This window comes from Stenotrophomonas sp. Ps181 (assembly GCF_025697425.1).
Classification (GTDB): Bacteria; Pseudomonadota; Gammaproteobacteria; order Xanthomonadales; family Xanthomonadaceae; genus Stenotrophomonas; species Stenotrophomonas sepilia.
In genome coordinates this window covers 530,356-543,955 of the sequence record NZ_JAHWBI010000003.1, presented here as the reverse complement: position 1 = coordinate 543,955, position 13,600 = coordinate 530,356, and the positions used below count along the sequence as shown (strand labels likewise).

The 13,600-nt window shown below is 67.8% G+C and carries 14 protein-coding genes; 5 read left to right on the top strand and 9 right to left on the bottom strand.

Features of this window, described 5'->3' with window-relative positions:
* Positions 1–54 precede the first annotated feature (54 nt).
* Complete coding sequence (locus tag KXV01_RS09385) at positions 55–1,386, bottom strand: Nramp family divalent metal transporter (protein ID WP_049439068.1); 1,332 nt, start codon at positions 1,384–1,386, stop codon at positions 55–57.
* Between the two features lie 117 nt (positions 1,387–1,503).
* Here KXV01_RS09385 and mntR point away from each other — a divergent pair, with 117 nt between their 5' ends.
* Entirely contained in the window at positions 1,504–1,974 is a 471-nt protein-coding gene (gene mntR / locus KXV01_RS09380; RefSeq protein WP_005413716.1) for a manganese-binding transcriptional regulator MntR, read from the top strand.
* Positions 1,975–2,043: 69 nt separating this feature from the next.
* On the opposite strand, the gene KXV01_RS09375 is transcribed toward mntR, so the two are convergent.
* The 3 genes from KXV01_RS09375 to fabR form a co-directional block, all read right to left on the bottom strand.
* On the bottom strand, positions 2,044–2,604 hold the full coding sequence (locus tag KXV01_RS09375; protein ID WP_262222923.1) for a thioredoxin-like domain-containing protein: 561 nt from the start codon (positions 2,602–2,604) through the stop codon (positions 2,044–2,046).
* On the bottom strand, positions 2,594–4,753 hold the full coding sequence (locus KXV01_RS09370; RefSeq protein ID WP_262222924.1) for a TonB-dependent receptor: 2,160 nt from the start codon (positions 4,751–4,753) through the stop codon (positions 2,594–2,596). The genes KXV01_RS09375 and KXV01_RS09370 overlap by 11 nt, the downstream gene beginning before the upstream one ends.
* A gap of 236 nt (positions 4,754–4,989) precedes the next feature.
* On the bottom strand, positions 4,990–5,646 hold the full coding sequence (gene fabR / locus KXV01_RS09365) for an HTH-type transcriptional repressor FabR (RefSeq protein ID WP_049439070.1): 657 nt from the start codon (positions 5,644–5,646) through the stop codon (positions 4,990–4,992).
* Between the two features lie 92 nt (positions 5,647–5,738).
* Between fabR and KXV01_RS09360 the strand changes: the two genes are divergently transcribed.
* Positions 5,739–6,809, top strand: a complete 1,071-nt coding sequence (locus tag KXV01_RS09360; RefSeq protein WP_180880158.1) for a ferredoxin reductase — start codon at positions 5,739–5,741, stop codon at positions 6,807–6,809.
* Positions 6,810–6,820: 11 nt separating this feature from the next.
* Positions 6,821–7,969 (top strand): acyl-CoA desaturase, encoded by a 1,149-nt coding sequence (locus KXV01_RS09355; protein ID WP_005416924.1) that lies wholly within the window; start codon positions 6,821–6,823, stop codon positions 7,967–7,969.
* A gap of 5 nt (positions 7,970–7,974) precedes the next feature.
* Here the strand turns inward: KXV01_RS09355 and KXV01_RS09350 are convergent, their stop codons facing one another.
* The 5 genes from KXV01_RS09350 to KXV01_RS09330 form a co-directional block, all read right to left on the bottom strand.
* Positions 7,975–8,310 carry a tetratricopeptide repeat protein gene (locus KXV01_RS09350; RefSeq protein WP_049414974.1) on the bottom strand — a complete coding sequence of 112 codons (336 nt, stop codon included), beginning with the start codon at positions 8,308–8,310 and terminating at the stop codon, positions 7,975–7,977.
* On the bottom strand, positions 8,307–8,885 hold the full coding sequence (locus KXV01_RS09345; protein WP_094000791.1) for a flavin reductase family protein: 579 nt from the start codon (positions 8,883–8,885) through the stop codon (positions 8,307–8,309). Before KXV01_RS09345 ends, KXV01_RS09350 begins: the two co-directional genes overlap by 4 nt.
* A complete protein-coding gene (locus tag KXV01_RS09340; RefSeq protein WP_111096211.1) occupies positions 8,882–9,511 on the bottom strand; it encodes a superoxide dismutase in 630 nt (209 codons plus the stop codon). The genes KXV01_RS09345 and KXV01_RS09340 overlap by 4 nt, the downstream gene beginning before the upstream one ends.
* Positions 9,512–10,003: 492 nt before the next feature.
* Positions 10,004–11,530 carry a thioredoxin family protein gene (locus KXV01_RS09335; protein ID WP_111096212.1) on the bottom strand — a complete coding sequence of 509 codons (1,527 nt, stop codon included), beginning with the start codon at positions 11,528–11,530 and terminating at the stop codon, positions 10,004–10,006.
* 120 nt (positions 11,531–11,650) lie between these two features.
* The gene (locus KXV01_RS09330; RefSeq protein ID WP_180879174.1) at positions 11,651–12,100 is read right to left on the bottom strand and encodes a GNAT family N-acetyltransferase; all 450 of its coding nucleotides are present in this window, start codon (positions 12,098–12,100) and stop codon (positions 11,651–11,653) included.
* A 66-nt stretch (positions 12,101–12,166) separates the two neighbouring features.
* Here KXV01_RS09330 and KXV01_RS09325 point away from each other — a divergent pair, with 66 nt between their 5' ends.
* Together KXV01_RS09325 and KXV01_RS09320 are read left to right on the top strand one after the other, a co-directional pair.
* Positions 12,167–13,102, top strand: coding sequence for a TIGR03571 family LLM class oxidoreductase (locus KXV01_RS09325; RefSeq protein WP_049414966.1), 936 nt, complete (start codon positions 12,167–12,169; stop codon positions 13,100–13,102).
* Between the two features lie 130 nt (positions 13,103–13,232).
* The gene (locus KXV01_RS09320; protein WP_049414964.1) at positions 13,233–13,544 is read left to right on the top strand and encodes a DUF3817 domain-containing protein; all 312 of its coding nucleotides are present in this window, start codon (positions 13,233–13,235) and stop codon (positions 13,542–13,544) included.
* Positions 13,545–13,600: the final 56 nt, after the last annotated feature.

Genomic DNA, 13,600 nt, shown 5'->3' with positions numbered 1-13,600 from the left:
GTGCGATGAGTCGAGCATGGCTCGACTCTACAAAGGCGTCATTGTCATTTCGCGCTATGCGCCGCTGAAGGTGTCCACCAGCAGCTTCACGTTCAACACCACGATCACCAGCGCGATCACCCAGGCGATTGCGCCCAGCCAGCGCGGGGCCACCAGCGCGCCCATCGTCACCTTGTCGGTCACGATCCGTACCAGCGGGATGATCGCGAATGGCAGCTGCATCGACAGCACCACCTGGCTCAGCACCAGCAGCTTCACCGCGCCCTGGTCGCCGAACAGCAGGATCACCACCACCACCGGAATGATCGCCAGCGCTCGTGTGATCAGCCGTCGCAGCCACGGCGGCATCCGCAGGTGCAGGAAACCTTCCATCACGATCTGGCCGGCCAGCGTCGCGGTCACCGTCGAGTTCAGGCCCGAGGCCAACAAGGCCACGGCGAACAGCGTCGCCGCCGCACCCACGCCCAGCATCGGCGCCAGCAGCTGGTGGGCCTGCTCGATGTCTTCCACGTCGAAACGGCCATTGGCATGGAACACGGCCGCCGCCAGGATCAGGATGCTGGCGTTGATGAACAATGCGAGCGTCAACGCAAGGGTGCTGTCGGTGACCGCCCAGCGCAGTGCGCTGCGGCGGCCTTCATCCGTGCGCGGGTAGGCGCGGGTCTGCACGATGGACGAATGCAGGTACAGGTTATGCGGCATCACCGTGGCACCGATGATGCCGATCGCAATGTACAGCGCGTGCGGATCGGTCACCACCTGAGCGCGCGGAATGAACCCGCCCAGCACCGCCATCACTGGCGGGGCAGCCATCGCGATCTGCACCACGAAGCAGGCGAAGATCACCATCAGCAGCGCGATCACGAACGCTTCCAGCGCGCGGAAGCCGCGGTTCATCAGCAGCAGAACCAGCAGCGTATCCAGCGCAGTGATCACCGCACCCCACAGCAGTGGCAGATCGAACAGCAGCTTCAGCGCGATCGCGGTGCCGATCACCTCGGCCAGGTCGCAGGCGATGATCGCCGCCTCGCACAGCGCCCAAAGTGCCAGGTTCACCGGCTTCGGGTAGCGGGCGCGGCAGGCCTGCGCGAGGTCCATGCCGGTGGCGATGCCGAGCCGTGCCGACAGTGCCTGCAGGATCACCGCCATCAGGTTGGAAATGAGGATGACCGACAGCAGCAGGTAGCCGAAGCGCGAACCACCGGCGAGGTCGGTGGCCCAGTTGCCCGGGTCCATGTAGCCGACCGAGATCATGTAGCCCGGGCCGAGGAAGGCCAGCAGGCGGAACCACCAATGGCCCTTGTCGGGTACCGCCACCGAGGCGTTGAGCGCACCCAGGCTGGCCGGAGTGGAGGCCGAAGGGTCGCGGGGCACCAGGGTGTTCATGGGTCCGAATATAGCTATTGCTATAGTCATTAGCAACGTGAAACAATCGTCTTTATCGTGTGACTGGTCCAGAATTCAGGTTCAACACCGGATCACCCCGGAAGGACAGGCGCAGGCGTGGGCAAGACCGACGATTCGACATCGCTGAAGAGCACCCCCTTGATCGAGGCCGAGCGCCAGGTCGAGAGCTTCCGGCAAGTGCGTGAGGCGCACCGGATGGAGCTGGTGGAGGACTATGTCGAGCTGATCTCGGACCTGCTGGCCGACGGCGGCGAGGCCCGCCAGGTCGACATCGCGACGCGCCTGGGCGTGGCCCAGCCTACGGTGGCGAAGATGCTGCGGCGCCTGGCCCGCGATGGCTGGGTGGTGCAGCGGCCGTACCGTGGCGTGTTCCTGACCCCGGAAGGTGAGGCGCTGGCCCATGCCAGCCGCCAGCGCCACCAGACCGTGGAGCGTTTCCTGCTGGCGCTGGGCGTGGACGCAGACACCGCACGGCGTGATGCGGAGGGCATCGAGCACCATGTCAGCGAGCAGACGCTGGCGTTGTTCGAGGCGTTCGTACGGAAGGCCGAGGGCGGGGCGCCGTAACGGTAGCGCCGGGCCATGCCCGGCGGGCGCGTCGCCGTGTTCATGCCTTTCGCCGGGCATGGCCCGGCGCTACCGTGGTTGGATGGCGCCGTTGGGGCAGCGCGCCTGTTCCTGCGCGCAGGCCCGTTTCGTCCATTCCTTCAACACCGCTTGCAGGCCTTCATAGCGCCGGCCTTGCCAGCCATTGGCCAGCACCGTGCCGTCGGCATCGATCAATACCAGATTCGGCGGGGCCAGCCCGGCTAAGGCCTGCAGTGCCGGCATGCGCGCGGCACGGCGTGGGTCCAGTACCGGCCACGGCATGTCCTGCGCGTGCATGTAGCGGCGAAGCGCGGCCTCGCTCTCATCCAGGCTGATGTAGACCACTTCGGTATCGGCCCCGGCCTCCCGCAACATGTCGCGTACGCTGCGCAGCGTGGGTACGAAGGCATGGCACGGTGCGCACCAGTCGGCACCGAAGTACAGCGCGACCAGCTTCGGCGGCGGCGACCACTGCATCGGCCGCAGCGATCGCTGCTCGGGACGCATCAACGAGGCGGCGACCTGCGTGTGCAGGTCTGCCGCCATCGCCGGTACGGCCAGCAGCAGCGCGCCGGTCAGCAGCAGCGTCCGCAGTGCTTCAGAACGCATAGCGCAGGTTGAGGTACCACGAGCGCGCGAAGCGCGGCCCGTAGACATAGTCGCTGTCCCGCAGCGCCCCCACTTCGAGGTCCTTCTGGCGCTGGTCGAATACGTTCTTGACGCCCGCGGCCACCGACACTTCCTGCTGCGCCTGTGCGCCCAGATGCCGGTGCCAGCGCGCACCGAGGTCGGTGACCAGGAATGACCGCGTGCGGTGCAGCTCGCCCAGCCGGTTGTTCAGCACCGACATCGGCCCGGTATGGCGCAGCGCGACGAAGGTTTCCCACGGTTCGGCCGGCATCCAGCTGAGCTGGGCCAGGCCGGTCCAGCGCGGTGTCTTCAGGTAATCGCGGCTTTCGATCACGGTGTCGCCACCGTCGCCGCTGTCGTCGAAGATGCGTTGCGGCTCGCGGAAGCGCGAGCGGTACCACGAGGCACCGGCGGTCAGGCGCCACTGCGGCGAGGGTTGCCAGCCGAGGTTGGTTTCCGCACCCAGCACGTTCGAGCCGGAGGCGTTGTAGCGCAGCTGGCTCAGCTGGCCGTCATCGCCGCGCTGGATCTCGCCCAGCGCGAAGGTGTCGCGGATGCGTGCATAGGAGGCGGTGGCATCCCAGCTCCACACCGGATCGGCCGGGTCCGAACGCCAGTCGAAGCCGAACAGGGTGGTCAACGCGCGCTCTTCTTTCAGACCGTCCGCGTTGCGCACGCGCACCTGTTCGCCGCCCAGCGTATCGACATGCACATCCTCGACGAAGATTTCCGGCGCACGGAAGCCGGTGGCGATGCCGGCGCGCCACTTCAGGTTCGGCGTGGCCTGCCAGGCCAGCGCGATGCGTGGTGAGAACACCGCGTTGTCCAGTTCCGAGCTCTTGTCCACGCGTGCGCCCAGCACCAGGTCGACGTTGTCGCGCAGGCTCCACTCGTCCTGGATGAAGGCGCCCAGGTTGTGGAAGGTCGCATCCTCCAGCACCGCGAGACGCTGCCCGTCACCGGTACGGTTGTCGTCGCGCAGCGCCTCGTGCTTGTACTGCACACCGAAGGCCAGCGCATGCGCGCCCCGCCGCCAGTTCAACTGGCTGTCGATGTAGTGCAGCGGGTTGTGGGTGCGGCCGTACTGGCGCCACGAACGCGAGGCCGCACTGCCGGCCACGTCGGGGTCCAGCTGCAACGGGTCATAGCCGGGCGCCGAGGGATCGGTGACCACGTCGCCCAGGCCGCCATAGAAGCTGTCGCGGTCGATGTCGGCGAAGGCATAGGCCAGGCGGAAATCGACGTCGGCAGTGATCTCCTGGTCCCACGACACGCTGCCGCGCCGGTATTTCGTACCCAGCGATTCGGCGATGTTGGCCAGGTATTCGGGCTGGTCCAGGCGGTTGCCGCCGCGGCGGGTTTCATCGGTCACCTGCAGGTCCAGGCGCAGCCGCGTGCCCGGCGTGGGCGCGTACCAGGCCTGCAGCCCGCCGACCTTGAGGTTCTTGCGGGTGATTTCGGTGTAGCCGTCGCCGTTGTAGTCGATGCCACTGTTCCAGTTGCGCTGGGCAATCACCGACAGGCCGGCGTCTGCGTCCTTGGCAACCAGGTCCAGCCGCACGTCGGCGTTCTTCTGCGGCGTACCCTTCAGCACATCCACGCCGGCCTGCACATGGCCACCGCTGCGCGCCGGCAGCGGCGGAATCAGGTTGATCACACCGGCAACCGCGCCCGGGCCGTACAGCGCCGAGCCGCCGCCCTTGACCACTTCGATGCGGTCGACGAACCCGGCCGGGATCTGTTCCAGGCCGTACACGCTGCCCAGCGTGGACAGCAGCGGAATGCCATCGAACAGGAGCTGGTTGTAGGCGCCGGGCAGGCCCAGCAGCTGTACTTCGCTGGTGTTGCAGTTCTGGCAGTTGCTTTCCACGCGCAGGCCGTTGATCAGCTCGGCGGCGCGCGAGAAGTCGGTGGCCGCGCGCAGCGCGATGTCTTCCTTGCGCAGCACTTCGGTGCGGATCGGCACGTCCGACAGCAGGCGTTCGCTGCGCGTGGCAGTGCTGACCTTGACCTGCACACGGTCCAGTTCGGTCGGCTTCGGAGTGTCGGCCAGTGCGGGCAGCGGCAGGGCCAGGGCAATGGCGGCGGCCAGCGGCAACCGTCGGAAGCGGTGGGGGATGGAGCGCATGAGGGCGTCGTCCTTGGGGAAGAAAGGCGGCGAGGGCGACCTGGCTGACGCATATGAAAGCAGCGGCTCATGAAGATAGCAAGTGCTATATAAGGAAGCCGCAGCAATTACGACTGGGCGCTGGTCGAGTCAGATTATGGTTGTGTTATAACATTACATAAAACGACCGCAACCCTGCCGGTGGTCATGTCCGCAGGATGGAGTTGCCGTACAGGCGGGGAGGCGGGGTCGGATCGTCAGCCGCGGCGGAATGCGGCGGGCGTGCGGGCGCCGACAATGATCATGCGGATCATCGTGGAGATCTGTTCGACCAGCTCCGGATCCTTCTCCGGCGGCAGATCCATGGCGGTGGCGCCCATCGCGAACACCAGCCGGGTGATGGCCTTGGCCACCAGTTCCGGAGCGTGCAGCACCGCGCCATCCAGTGCGGCCAGGCGCACCAGGTCGTGCTGCAGCTCTTCCTCGAAATAGTGCAGCTCGCGTTCGACCGCGTGCTTGAAGTCGTCCGAACCCACCGCGCCCTCGCGCAGCAGCACGTGCAGCAGCTTGTCGTCGGCGCGCAGCTGTTCCATGAAGGTCTCCACCGAGACCCGCACCACGCTGGTGGCGGTGGAGGTGGCGCGCTGGCGCGCCTCGCCGATGATGGTGCGCAGCGAGCGGCCGGCCGCGTCGATCAGCGCTACGGCCAGTTCGTCCATGTCGCGGAACTGCCGGTAGAAGCTGTTCGGCGCGATGCCGGCCTCGCGTGCCACTTCGCGCAGGCTGAGCGTGGACAGGCTGCGGTGCGGCCCGATCAGCTTCAGGGCGGCGGCCAGCAGATCTTCGCGGCTCACCGTACGGCGGGCCGGGCTGTTGGCATCTTCGGGCGGCGACAAGGCGGTGGCGGCGGCCATGGGGGTTCCGGTGCGGCGAGGCTGAATCATACCCAATCCGGTTCAATATACACATGTATACACAGGTGTATGTGCGCCCGTATAGTGCGCCCATGAGCGCTGTCGTCCGTCCGTCCCTGTTCTCTCCGTACCGCTGGGTCTCGCCGTCGCTGTTCGATTTCTGGGCGGGCCAGCTCAATCCCCTGTGGACCCTGCGCGAGCCGGTGGCCCGCCTGGTCCGGCGCGAGCCGGCCGGCGAGGGCGCGGCGACCCTGGTCCTGCGCACCAACCGGCACTGGGCCGGCATGCGCGCGGGCCAGCACGTCACCCTGGGCGTGGAGATTGAAGGACGCCTGTGGCAGCGCAGCTACAGCCCCACCGTGCTGGGACCGCGCGAACTGGCGATCACCGTCAAGGCGGTCGACGGCGGCCGGGTCAGCCAGCATCTGGTGAACCATGCGCAGCCGGGCGAGCTGTTCCGCCTGGAGGCGGCGTTCGGTGAATTCCAGTTGCCGGCCGCAGCGCCGGTATTGCTGCTGGCGGCCGGCAGTGGCATCACGCCGATGCGCAGCCTGCTGCGCGAAGCCTGCCAGCGCCCGCTGGCCGCGCCGGTGGACCTGTTCTACTGGGAGCGCAGCGCCGCCCACCTGCAGTTCCGTGATGAGCTGCAGGCGTTGGCCGCCAGCCAGCCGAACCTGCGCGTGCACCTGCTGACCACCCGCGAAGGTGATGCGCCTGCCGCACGCATCGATACCCACGATCTGCAGGTGGCAGGCGATGACACCCCGTTGGCGCAGCGCCACGTGCTGGCCTGTGGCCCGGATGGATTCGTTGCCGCTGCGCGCCAACGCCTGGCGCACCAGGTCGCGGGTTTCCAGGCGGAAGCGTTCACTCCGCCGGCGCCGCTGCGTGACGCCAGCAGCGAGGGCGAGGTGTCGCTGACGCTGGCGCGCAGTGGCCGCCAGCTGAGCGTGCCGCGTGGCCGTTCGCTGCTGGAAAGCCTGGAAGCCCATGGCATCAAGCCCAAGCACGGTTGCCGCATGGGCATCTGCAACACCTGCAGCTGCGACCGCGTCAGTGGCGCCACCCGCCACCTGCGCACTGGCGACCTGCAGTCCGAATCGGCACAGCCGGTACGGATCTGCGTGAGCGCACCGACCACCGACCTGACCCTGGATCTCTGAGGACGCCTGCCATGACCCGCGCTACCGACCGTGCCCTGAGTACTGCCGAGATGCATGCCTTCGGTGAGGAACTCGACGCGATCCGCGACCGTGTGATCGGCAGCCTCGGCGCCTCCGACACCCGCTACATCCGCCGCGTGGCCGCCGCCGTGCGCTGGTTCGGCGTGGGTGGCCGTGGCCTGCTGTTCCTGGCGGCGTTTTCGCCGCTGTTCTGGATGCCGCTGCTGTGGCCGGCCGCGATCACCGGCACGCTGCTGCTGGCGCTGTCGAAGATCCTGGAGAACATGGAGCTGGGCCACAACGTGATGCACGGCCAGTTCGACTGGACCGGTGATCCCAAGCTCAATGGCAATACCTACGAGTGGGACATCGTTGCCACCGCCGACAACTGGCGCAAGACCCACAATTTCCGCCACCACACCTACACCAATGTGCGTGGCATGGACGATGACATCGGCTATGGCCTGCTGCGCATCTTCCCGGAACAGCGCTGGAAGCCGTTCTACCTGCTGCAGCCGATCATCGCGCCGATCTTCGCACTGCTGTTCCAGTGGGGTGTGGCCGCCCAGGACCTTCGCCTTGGCCGCTGGCTGAAGGGCCGCATGAGTGCCCGTGCGATGTGGCTGCAGACCCGCCCGGTGGCGCGCAAGATGCTGCGCCAGGTGCTGAAGGACTACGTGTTCTTCCCGCTGCTGGCTGGTCCGTTCTTCCTCACCGTGATGCTGGGCAACCTGGTCGCCAACGGCCTGCGCAACATCTGGACCTACGTGATCATCTTCTGCGGGCACTTCACCGCAGAATCGGAAACCTTCCCCAAGGAGTGCCTGCGCAATGAGTCGCGCGGCCACTGGTACCTGCGCCAGCTGCGCGGTTCGTCCAACATCAGCGGTGGCTTCCTGATCAACGTGCTGTCGGGCAACCTCAGCCACCAGATCGAGCACCATTTCTACCCGGATCTGCCGGCCAACCGCTATGCGGCCATCGCCAAGGAAGTGAAGGACATCTGCCGCCGCTACGGCCAGCACTACAACAACGGCTCGCTGCCGCGCCAGTTCGGCCAGGTGGTCTGGCGCATCCTGCGCCACGCATTCCCGAGCAAGCCGCGCCGCCTGCCGATGCCGGACATCATGTCCGCACCGGCATCGGCCAACGCGGGCTGATCGACTCAGCCCGCCTTCGCCAGGGCCGCCTGCTCGCGGTCCAGGCGGCGCAGGAACACCTGCATTTCCTTGCGTGCCTGCTGGTCGCCCTTGCTGCCGGCCACGCTCAAGCCGCGCTGCCATGCCTCACGGGCCGCCTGTGGCTGGCCACTGGCCAGCCAGGCTTTGCCCAGCAGCTTCCAGGCCGCCGAGTACTGCGGATCAAGCACCACGCAGCGGCCCAGGTGGGTTGCCGCGCGCACCGGGTTGCCGGCATCCAGCCAGCCCTTGCCCAGGCCGAAGCGCAGCAGCGCGCCGTCCTTGCCGGCGGCAAGCATGCATTCCAGAGCTTCGACGTTCATCCGCGCACCTCCACCAGCAGTTCGGCCGGCCCAGGCTGGAACCGGCCGCGATGGAACAGCAGCGGCGCACCGCCGTTCTCGTGCACTTCGATGATGCGGCCAGCCAGCAGCAGGTGATCGCCTACCGGCCACTGCGCGTGGCGCGTACAGGTGAGATGGGCGACCGCACCGGCGATGCGCGGTGGGGCGTCCTCGTCGTCATCCAGCAATGCCAGGCCGTCGAAGCGGTTGCGGACCTGCGGATCGGCGAAGCGCCGGGCCAGCGCTTCCTGGTCGGCCGCCAGCACGCTGATCGCAAAGCGGGTGGCGCGCTGGAAGGTGGACAGGCTCTGTGCGTGCAACGCCAGGTTCCACAGCACCAACGGCGGCTGCAGTGAGACCGGTACGAACGAGTTGATGGTCAGGCCGACCGGCTTGCCCTGTGCATCGCGCGCGCAGACGATGGCCACGCCGGTCGGGAAATGGCCGAGCAGCCGCCGCAGGGCACGCGGCGGCATCTCGACCGACGGCACCGGGGCCGGGGCGGGGAAGACCCCCGCCCACGGCCCGGCGTACGGCAGTGTCTCGCCGCTCATGAGGCCCGGGCCTGGCGGTAGCGCCGGCCGACCTCGGCCCAGTCGATGATGTTGAAGAAGGCACCGATGTAGTCCGGGCGGCGGTTCTGGTAGTGCAGGTAGTAGGCGTGTTCCCAGACATCGAGTGCGAGAATCGGGGTGTTGCCGGACAGGCCGACGCCTGCACCCATCAGCGGGCTGTCCTGGTTGGCGCTGCTTTCCACCTGCAGGCGGCCATCGCGATCGCTGGTCAGCCAGGCCCAGCCGCTGCCGAAGCGGGTCTGCGCGGCCTTGGTGAAGGCGTCCTTGAAGGCATCGAAGCCGCCAAGGTCATGGTCGATGGCGGCGGCCAGTTCATCATCGGGTGCACCACCGTTGGGGCTGAGCACGGTCCAGAACAGGCTGTGGTTGGCGTGGCCACCGCCGTTGTTGCGCATCGCGCCACGCTGCGCCTCGGGTACGGTATCGAGGTGGGCGATCAGCGCCTCGACGGGCTGTTCGGCGATGCCGGCCTGCTCGATGGCGGCGTTGAGGTTGTTGACGTAGGTCTGGTGGTGCTTGCTGTGGTGGATCTCCATCGTGCGCGCATCGAAGTGCGGCTCAAGGGCGTCGTAGGCGTAGGGGAGCGGGGGAAGCGAGTACGACATCGAAGCAATCTCCGTGGGGAAGGCCAGAGGGCTGGCCGTGGGGAGACTGTTATCGCACCTCAACAATGGTTGAGGTCAAGGGGCGGGATTGAAACGCGTGCGCGTTCGTCGCTTTGGTTCCTTCCATCAATCTCTGCAGGACTGCTCCCTGCGGCGGCGCGGAGATGTAGTCAAAGGCAAGAGCAGGAGCGGCATGGTAGTGCCGGCCGCTGGCCGGCAATCAGCGAAGGTCGGGTTGCCGGCCAGCGGCCGGCACTACCAGAACCCGCTTTCCGAACCTCACCGGCGTGGTCGTGCGTCGGTCGCGATCGCAGGAAACCGTCCAGTGGCGGGGGAAGGGGCTGGCTGGGACCGTTGGCGCCATGGATGGCGCCATCGAGCCACCAAGGATGGGTTTACGGCGTGTCCCGGCCAGCCCCTTCCCCCGTCACAGCCGATATCAACAAAAGCGCCGGCAGGCGAACCAGCCGCCAGCGCCTTCATCAACTCAACTCAACTCAACCAATCCTTGCACGCACCATCCACCTGGTTCCCGCACGCCTGCTGCATCCGCTGCTGCAGCCGCGCCAGTGTTTCGGCGCCCTGGTGCTTGCCGCTCCACGCCTTCAACTGCCCGGCCAGGCGTTCGAAGCGCTGGCGGGTGCGCTGGTGGTAGCCCGAAGGCTGCGCTTCCAGTTCCGCGATCAGCGAGGCAGTGGCCTGCTCGATGCCTGGTGCATCGTCCGGTGCCAGCTTCAGCAGGCCCTCCACGTACAGCACGCCCCACTGCACGCGGGTTGCCGGGCCCTGCGCGCCATCGTAGGCGCGCTTCAGCCACGCCAGCGCTCCGGCGGTGTCGCCGCGCTGCTCGGCCAGTTCGGCCAATTCGGGCATGTAGTAGTACGGCTGTTCGCTGCGCTTCAGCTCGGCCAGCAACAGCGCCTCGGCGCCCGCGTCGTCGCCGACCTGGCGCAATGCGTACGCCGCGCTGCTGATCGTCGCCTGGCGTGCGTGCGCATCGGTGGCGGCCGCATCGGCAGCGGCCACGCGCTGCTTGACCCGGTCGACCAGGGCGGCGGGCAGTGCGCCCTTCGGCTGCTGCTGGCGGGCCAGCGATACTTCCGTCAGTGCGCGCGACAATGCGTCGTCGGCGCGGTCGCCGCGCTCGGCATCTGCGCGCTCCAGCGCGACCAGCAGCTGCTGCCCCAGCGTGTTGCGGGTGGCCGGGCCGGCGCTGGCCTGCTTGACCAACGTCGCGCCCGCGTAGCCCAGCAGTTCGCGGTTACGACGGACTTCGGCAGGTTGCGCCAGCACTGCCTGCAGCAGCTCACGCACCTCGGTAGGCGAGCTGGCGGGTGTGTCGGCGGTGGCCAGGGCCAGCAGGGCAAAGCGGCGCTGCAGGGCGGCATCCGGTGCCGCCTTGGACAGCTGGCGCAGTACATCCTGGCTCCTGCGCTCGCCAGCCAGGCGGTTGGCGTCGACTTCCCAGCCGTAGTCGCCCAGCACCTGCCAGTCTTCGGCGGCCAACTTTTCCGGCGTGGGCAGTGCCGTCGCCAGGGTGGCGGCGATGGCGCTGCGGCGCCCGGCCGCGACGGTCAATGCCCGGGTCAGTTCGGCGGCGTCGTTGCCACCGGCCACGCGGGTAAGTTCATTGCGCTGTGGGTCCAGCACGATCAGGGTCGGGTAGCCGCGCACCCCGAAGCGCTCGCCCCAGGCCTGTGCCCCTTCCTCGTCGCCATCCAGGTAGACCGGCACGAACTTGCCGGTCAACGCGATGAACGCCGGGTCCTTGAACAGCCCGGCCTTGAGCTGGTTGCACGGCGGGCACCAGACCGCGCCCCAGTACAGCAGCACCGGCTTTCCGCTGTCGGCGGCCTCGGCGAAGGCATCGTCCACATCGCCCTGGCGCCAGGCGATGGCGGACGCCGGCGCGGGCGCGGGCGCCTCAGCGGAGCTGGCGGTGGACACCGGGGCCGGGGTGCAGGCGCTCAGCGCCGAAGCCAGCAGCAACACGGAAAGCGCGACGCGCATCGGCGGCATCTCGAAGGGCAAGGTGACAGGGCATTGTAGGAACGCGCAGGGAAGCCGCTGATTCAGTTTGCTTATGACGGGCATGCGGCGGGGTATGACGCCCCCGGGCATTGGCCGGGTTCCGTGCCTTCAGGCGGCTGCCCGCATCATCTGCTGGTAGACCAGTCCGTTGAACTCGCCGGCCTCACCGTCAACCACGAAGCCATAGCGCAGATAGGTCGGCACAGCATTGAGCGATGCGCGTACGGTCAGGACCGGCTCGCGTACCTGCGGCAGCACCGCCTCGAACAGTGCATGGCCGATGCCCTTTCCCTGGCAGGCGGGATCAACGAACAGCATCGCCAGGTGGCGGCCTTCCTTCAGCTCGACCACGCCGACGATGCGGTCGTCCTGCTCGGCCACCAGGATGTGGTTGTCGCCCTGCAGGCGTGCAGCGAACGCGTCGGCGGCGGCGACACTGCCGAAGGTGGCGATGCCGGCCGCGCTGAGCGAGGGCGCGACCGCCGCAGTGAATGCGGCCAGGCATACCGCGCTGATCGCGGGCAGGTCATCAATGTGGGCGGGGCGGATCCTCGGCATGCAGCGTTCTTCCTGTGGTGCGTGGCGTGTCATCGTCGCCCGGTGCCTGCACGCTAAGCTGGTCGCATGAGTGAATTCAATCCCGCCTACGCTTCGTTGTTTCCGCAACAGGGATTGAGCCTGGGCCTGATGACGCCGGTGGCGTCGCAGGGGCTGGCCGATCCGCATGAGGCGCGGCGCATCGCGCGGTTGGCCGACGATCTTGGTTTCGCCGCGTTATGGGCGCGCGATGTGCCGCTGATGGTCCCGCAGGGGCCGGACGCGACAGCAAGTGCGCTCGACGATCCGTTCCTGTGGCTGGGCATGCTGGCCGCTGCGACCGAGCGCATCGTGGTCGGCAGCGCGGCCATCGTGCTGCCATTGCGGCAGCCGCTGCAGGTGGCGAAGTCGGCGTTGAGCCTGGACCGGATCAGCGGCGGGCGGTTCGTGCTGGGGCTGGGTTCGGGTGATCGCCCGGAAGAATTCGCTGCGTTCGGCGAGGATCTGGAGAGCAGGGCAGCGACGTTCCGTGAGCGCTGGTCGCTGCTGCGCGCGGCGCTGTCACCGGAGACCGATGAGCGGACCGCTGTACTGCAGGCGACCGGTGGCTTCGACGTACTTCCGGCGCCGGCAACCCGCGTTCCGATGCTGGTGGTGGGTACCGCACGGCAGAGCCTGCAGTGGATCGCGCGCGAGGCCGAAGGCTGGGCCACCTATCATCGTGAGGAGGCCGCGCAGGAGGGGCGCATCGGCCTGTGGCAGCAGGCGCTGGCGCAGCGCGGCGGACCAGGCAAGCCATTCGTGCAGTCGATGCTGCTGGATCTGCAGGCGGATCCGCAGGCGCCAGCCGAGCCGCTGCCGCTGGGCCTGAAGGTCGGCCGCGATGGCCTGCGTGACTATCTGCTGCGCGTGCATGCGCAGGGCGTGGCGCATGTGATGTTCAATCTGGTCGACAACGGGCGGCCGATGGACGCGGTGCTGCGCGAGATCGGGGGGCAGGTGCTGCCGCATATGCTCCGGTAGGTGTCCACCTTGGTGGAGACGCTCCATCGTTGCCAACGCTGCGCTGGCCGGTGTGCTGGAGGTCCGCATCTGCGTATCATTCGCATTTGATACCCCGCTGCCGGAGCCCCGTGTGACCCAACGTTCCCCCATGCACCCGAGCGGACGCCTGTTCGCCGCGGTCGCTTTCATCGAGGCCGTGACCTGGGCCGGCCTGCTCCTCGGCATGTGGATGAAGTACGGCCCGATGGCCAACGTGGCGCTGGTGAAGGTGTTCGGGCCGCTGCACGGCGTGGCCTTCCTCGTCTATGTGGCGGTGACGCTGTTTGCGGCGGTGCGCCTGCGCTGGCCGTGGTGGGCCAGTGCCCTGGCGCTGCTGGCAGCGATCCCGCCGCTGGTGACGCTGCCGCTGGAGTGGTGGTTCAAGCGCCGTGGCCTGCTCGGCCTGCGTGCAATGCGCTGAATCCACTGTTGCGCACCCATTCAAGAGAATGGGTATCAAATGCAAATACGAGCCGT

Bases quoted from the DNA above. Each gene is read 5' to 3' on its own strand.
- KXV01_RS09375 (WP_262222923.1), bottom strand. From the start codon at position 2,604: ATGCGTTCTGAAGCACTGCGGACGCTGCTGCTGACCGGCGCGCTGCTG.
- fabR (WP_049439070.1), bottom strand. From the start codon at position 5,646: ATGGCCGCCGCCACCGCCTTGTCGCCGCCCGAAGATGCCAACAGCCCG.
- KXV01_RS09350 (WP_049414974.1), bottom strand. From the start codon at position 8,310: ATGAACGTCGAAGCTCTGGAATGCATGCTTGCCGCCGGCAAGGACGGC.
- KXV01_RS09385 (WP_049439068.1), bottom strand. From the start codon at position 1,386: ATGAACACCCTGGTGCCCCGCGACCCTTCGGCCTCCACTCCGGCCAGC.
- KXV01_RS09370 (WP_262222924.1), bottom strand. From the start codon at position 4,753: ATGCGCTCCATCCCCCACCGCTTCCGACGGTTGCCGCTGGCCGCCGCC.
- KXV01_RS09325 (WP_049414966.1), top strand. From the start codon at position 12,167: ATGAGTGAATTCAATCCCGCCTACGCTTCGTTGTTTCCGCAACAGGGA.
- KXV01_RS09360 (WP_180880158.1), top strand. From the start codon at position 5,739: ATGAGCGCTGTCGTCCGTCCGTCCCTGTTCTCTCCGTACCGCTGGGTC.
- KXV01_RS09345 (WP_094000791.1), bottom strand. From the start codon at position 8,885: ATGAGCGGCGAGACACTGCCGTACGCCGGGCCGTGGGCGGGGGTCTTC.
- KXV01_RS09355 (WP_005416924.1), top strand. From the start codon at position 6,821: ATGACCCGCGCTACCGACCGTGCCCTGAGTACTGCCGAGATGCATGCC.
- KXV01_RS09340 (WP_111096211.1), bottom strand. From the start codon at position 9,511: ATGTCGTACTCGCTTCCCCCGCTCCCCTACGCCTACGACGCCCTTGAG.
- KXV01_RS09320 (WP_049414964.1), top strand. From the start codon at position 13,233: ATGCACCCGAGCGGACGCCTGTTCGCCGCGGTCGCTTTCATCGAGGCC.
- KXV01_RS09335 (WP_111096212.1), bottom strand. From the start codon at position 11,530: ATGCCGCCGATGCGCGTCGCGCTTTCCGTGTTGCTGCTGGCTTCGGCG.
- KXV01_RS09330 (WP_180879174.1), bottom strand. From the start codon at position 12,100: ATGCCGAGGATCCGCCCCGCCCACATTGATGACCTGCCCGCGATCAGC.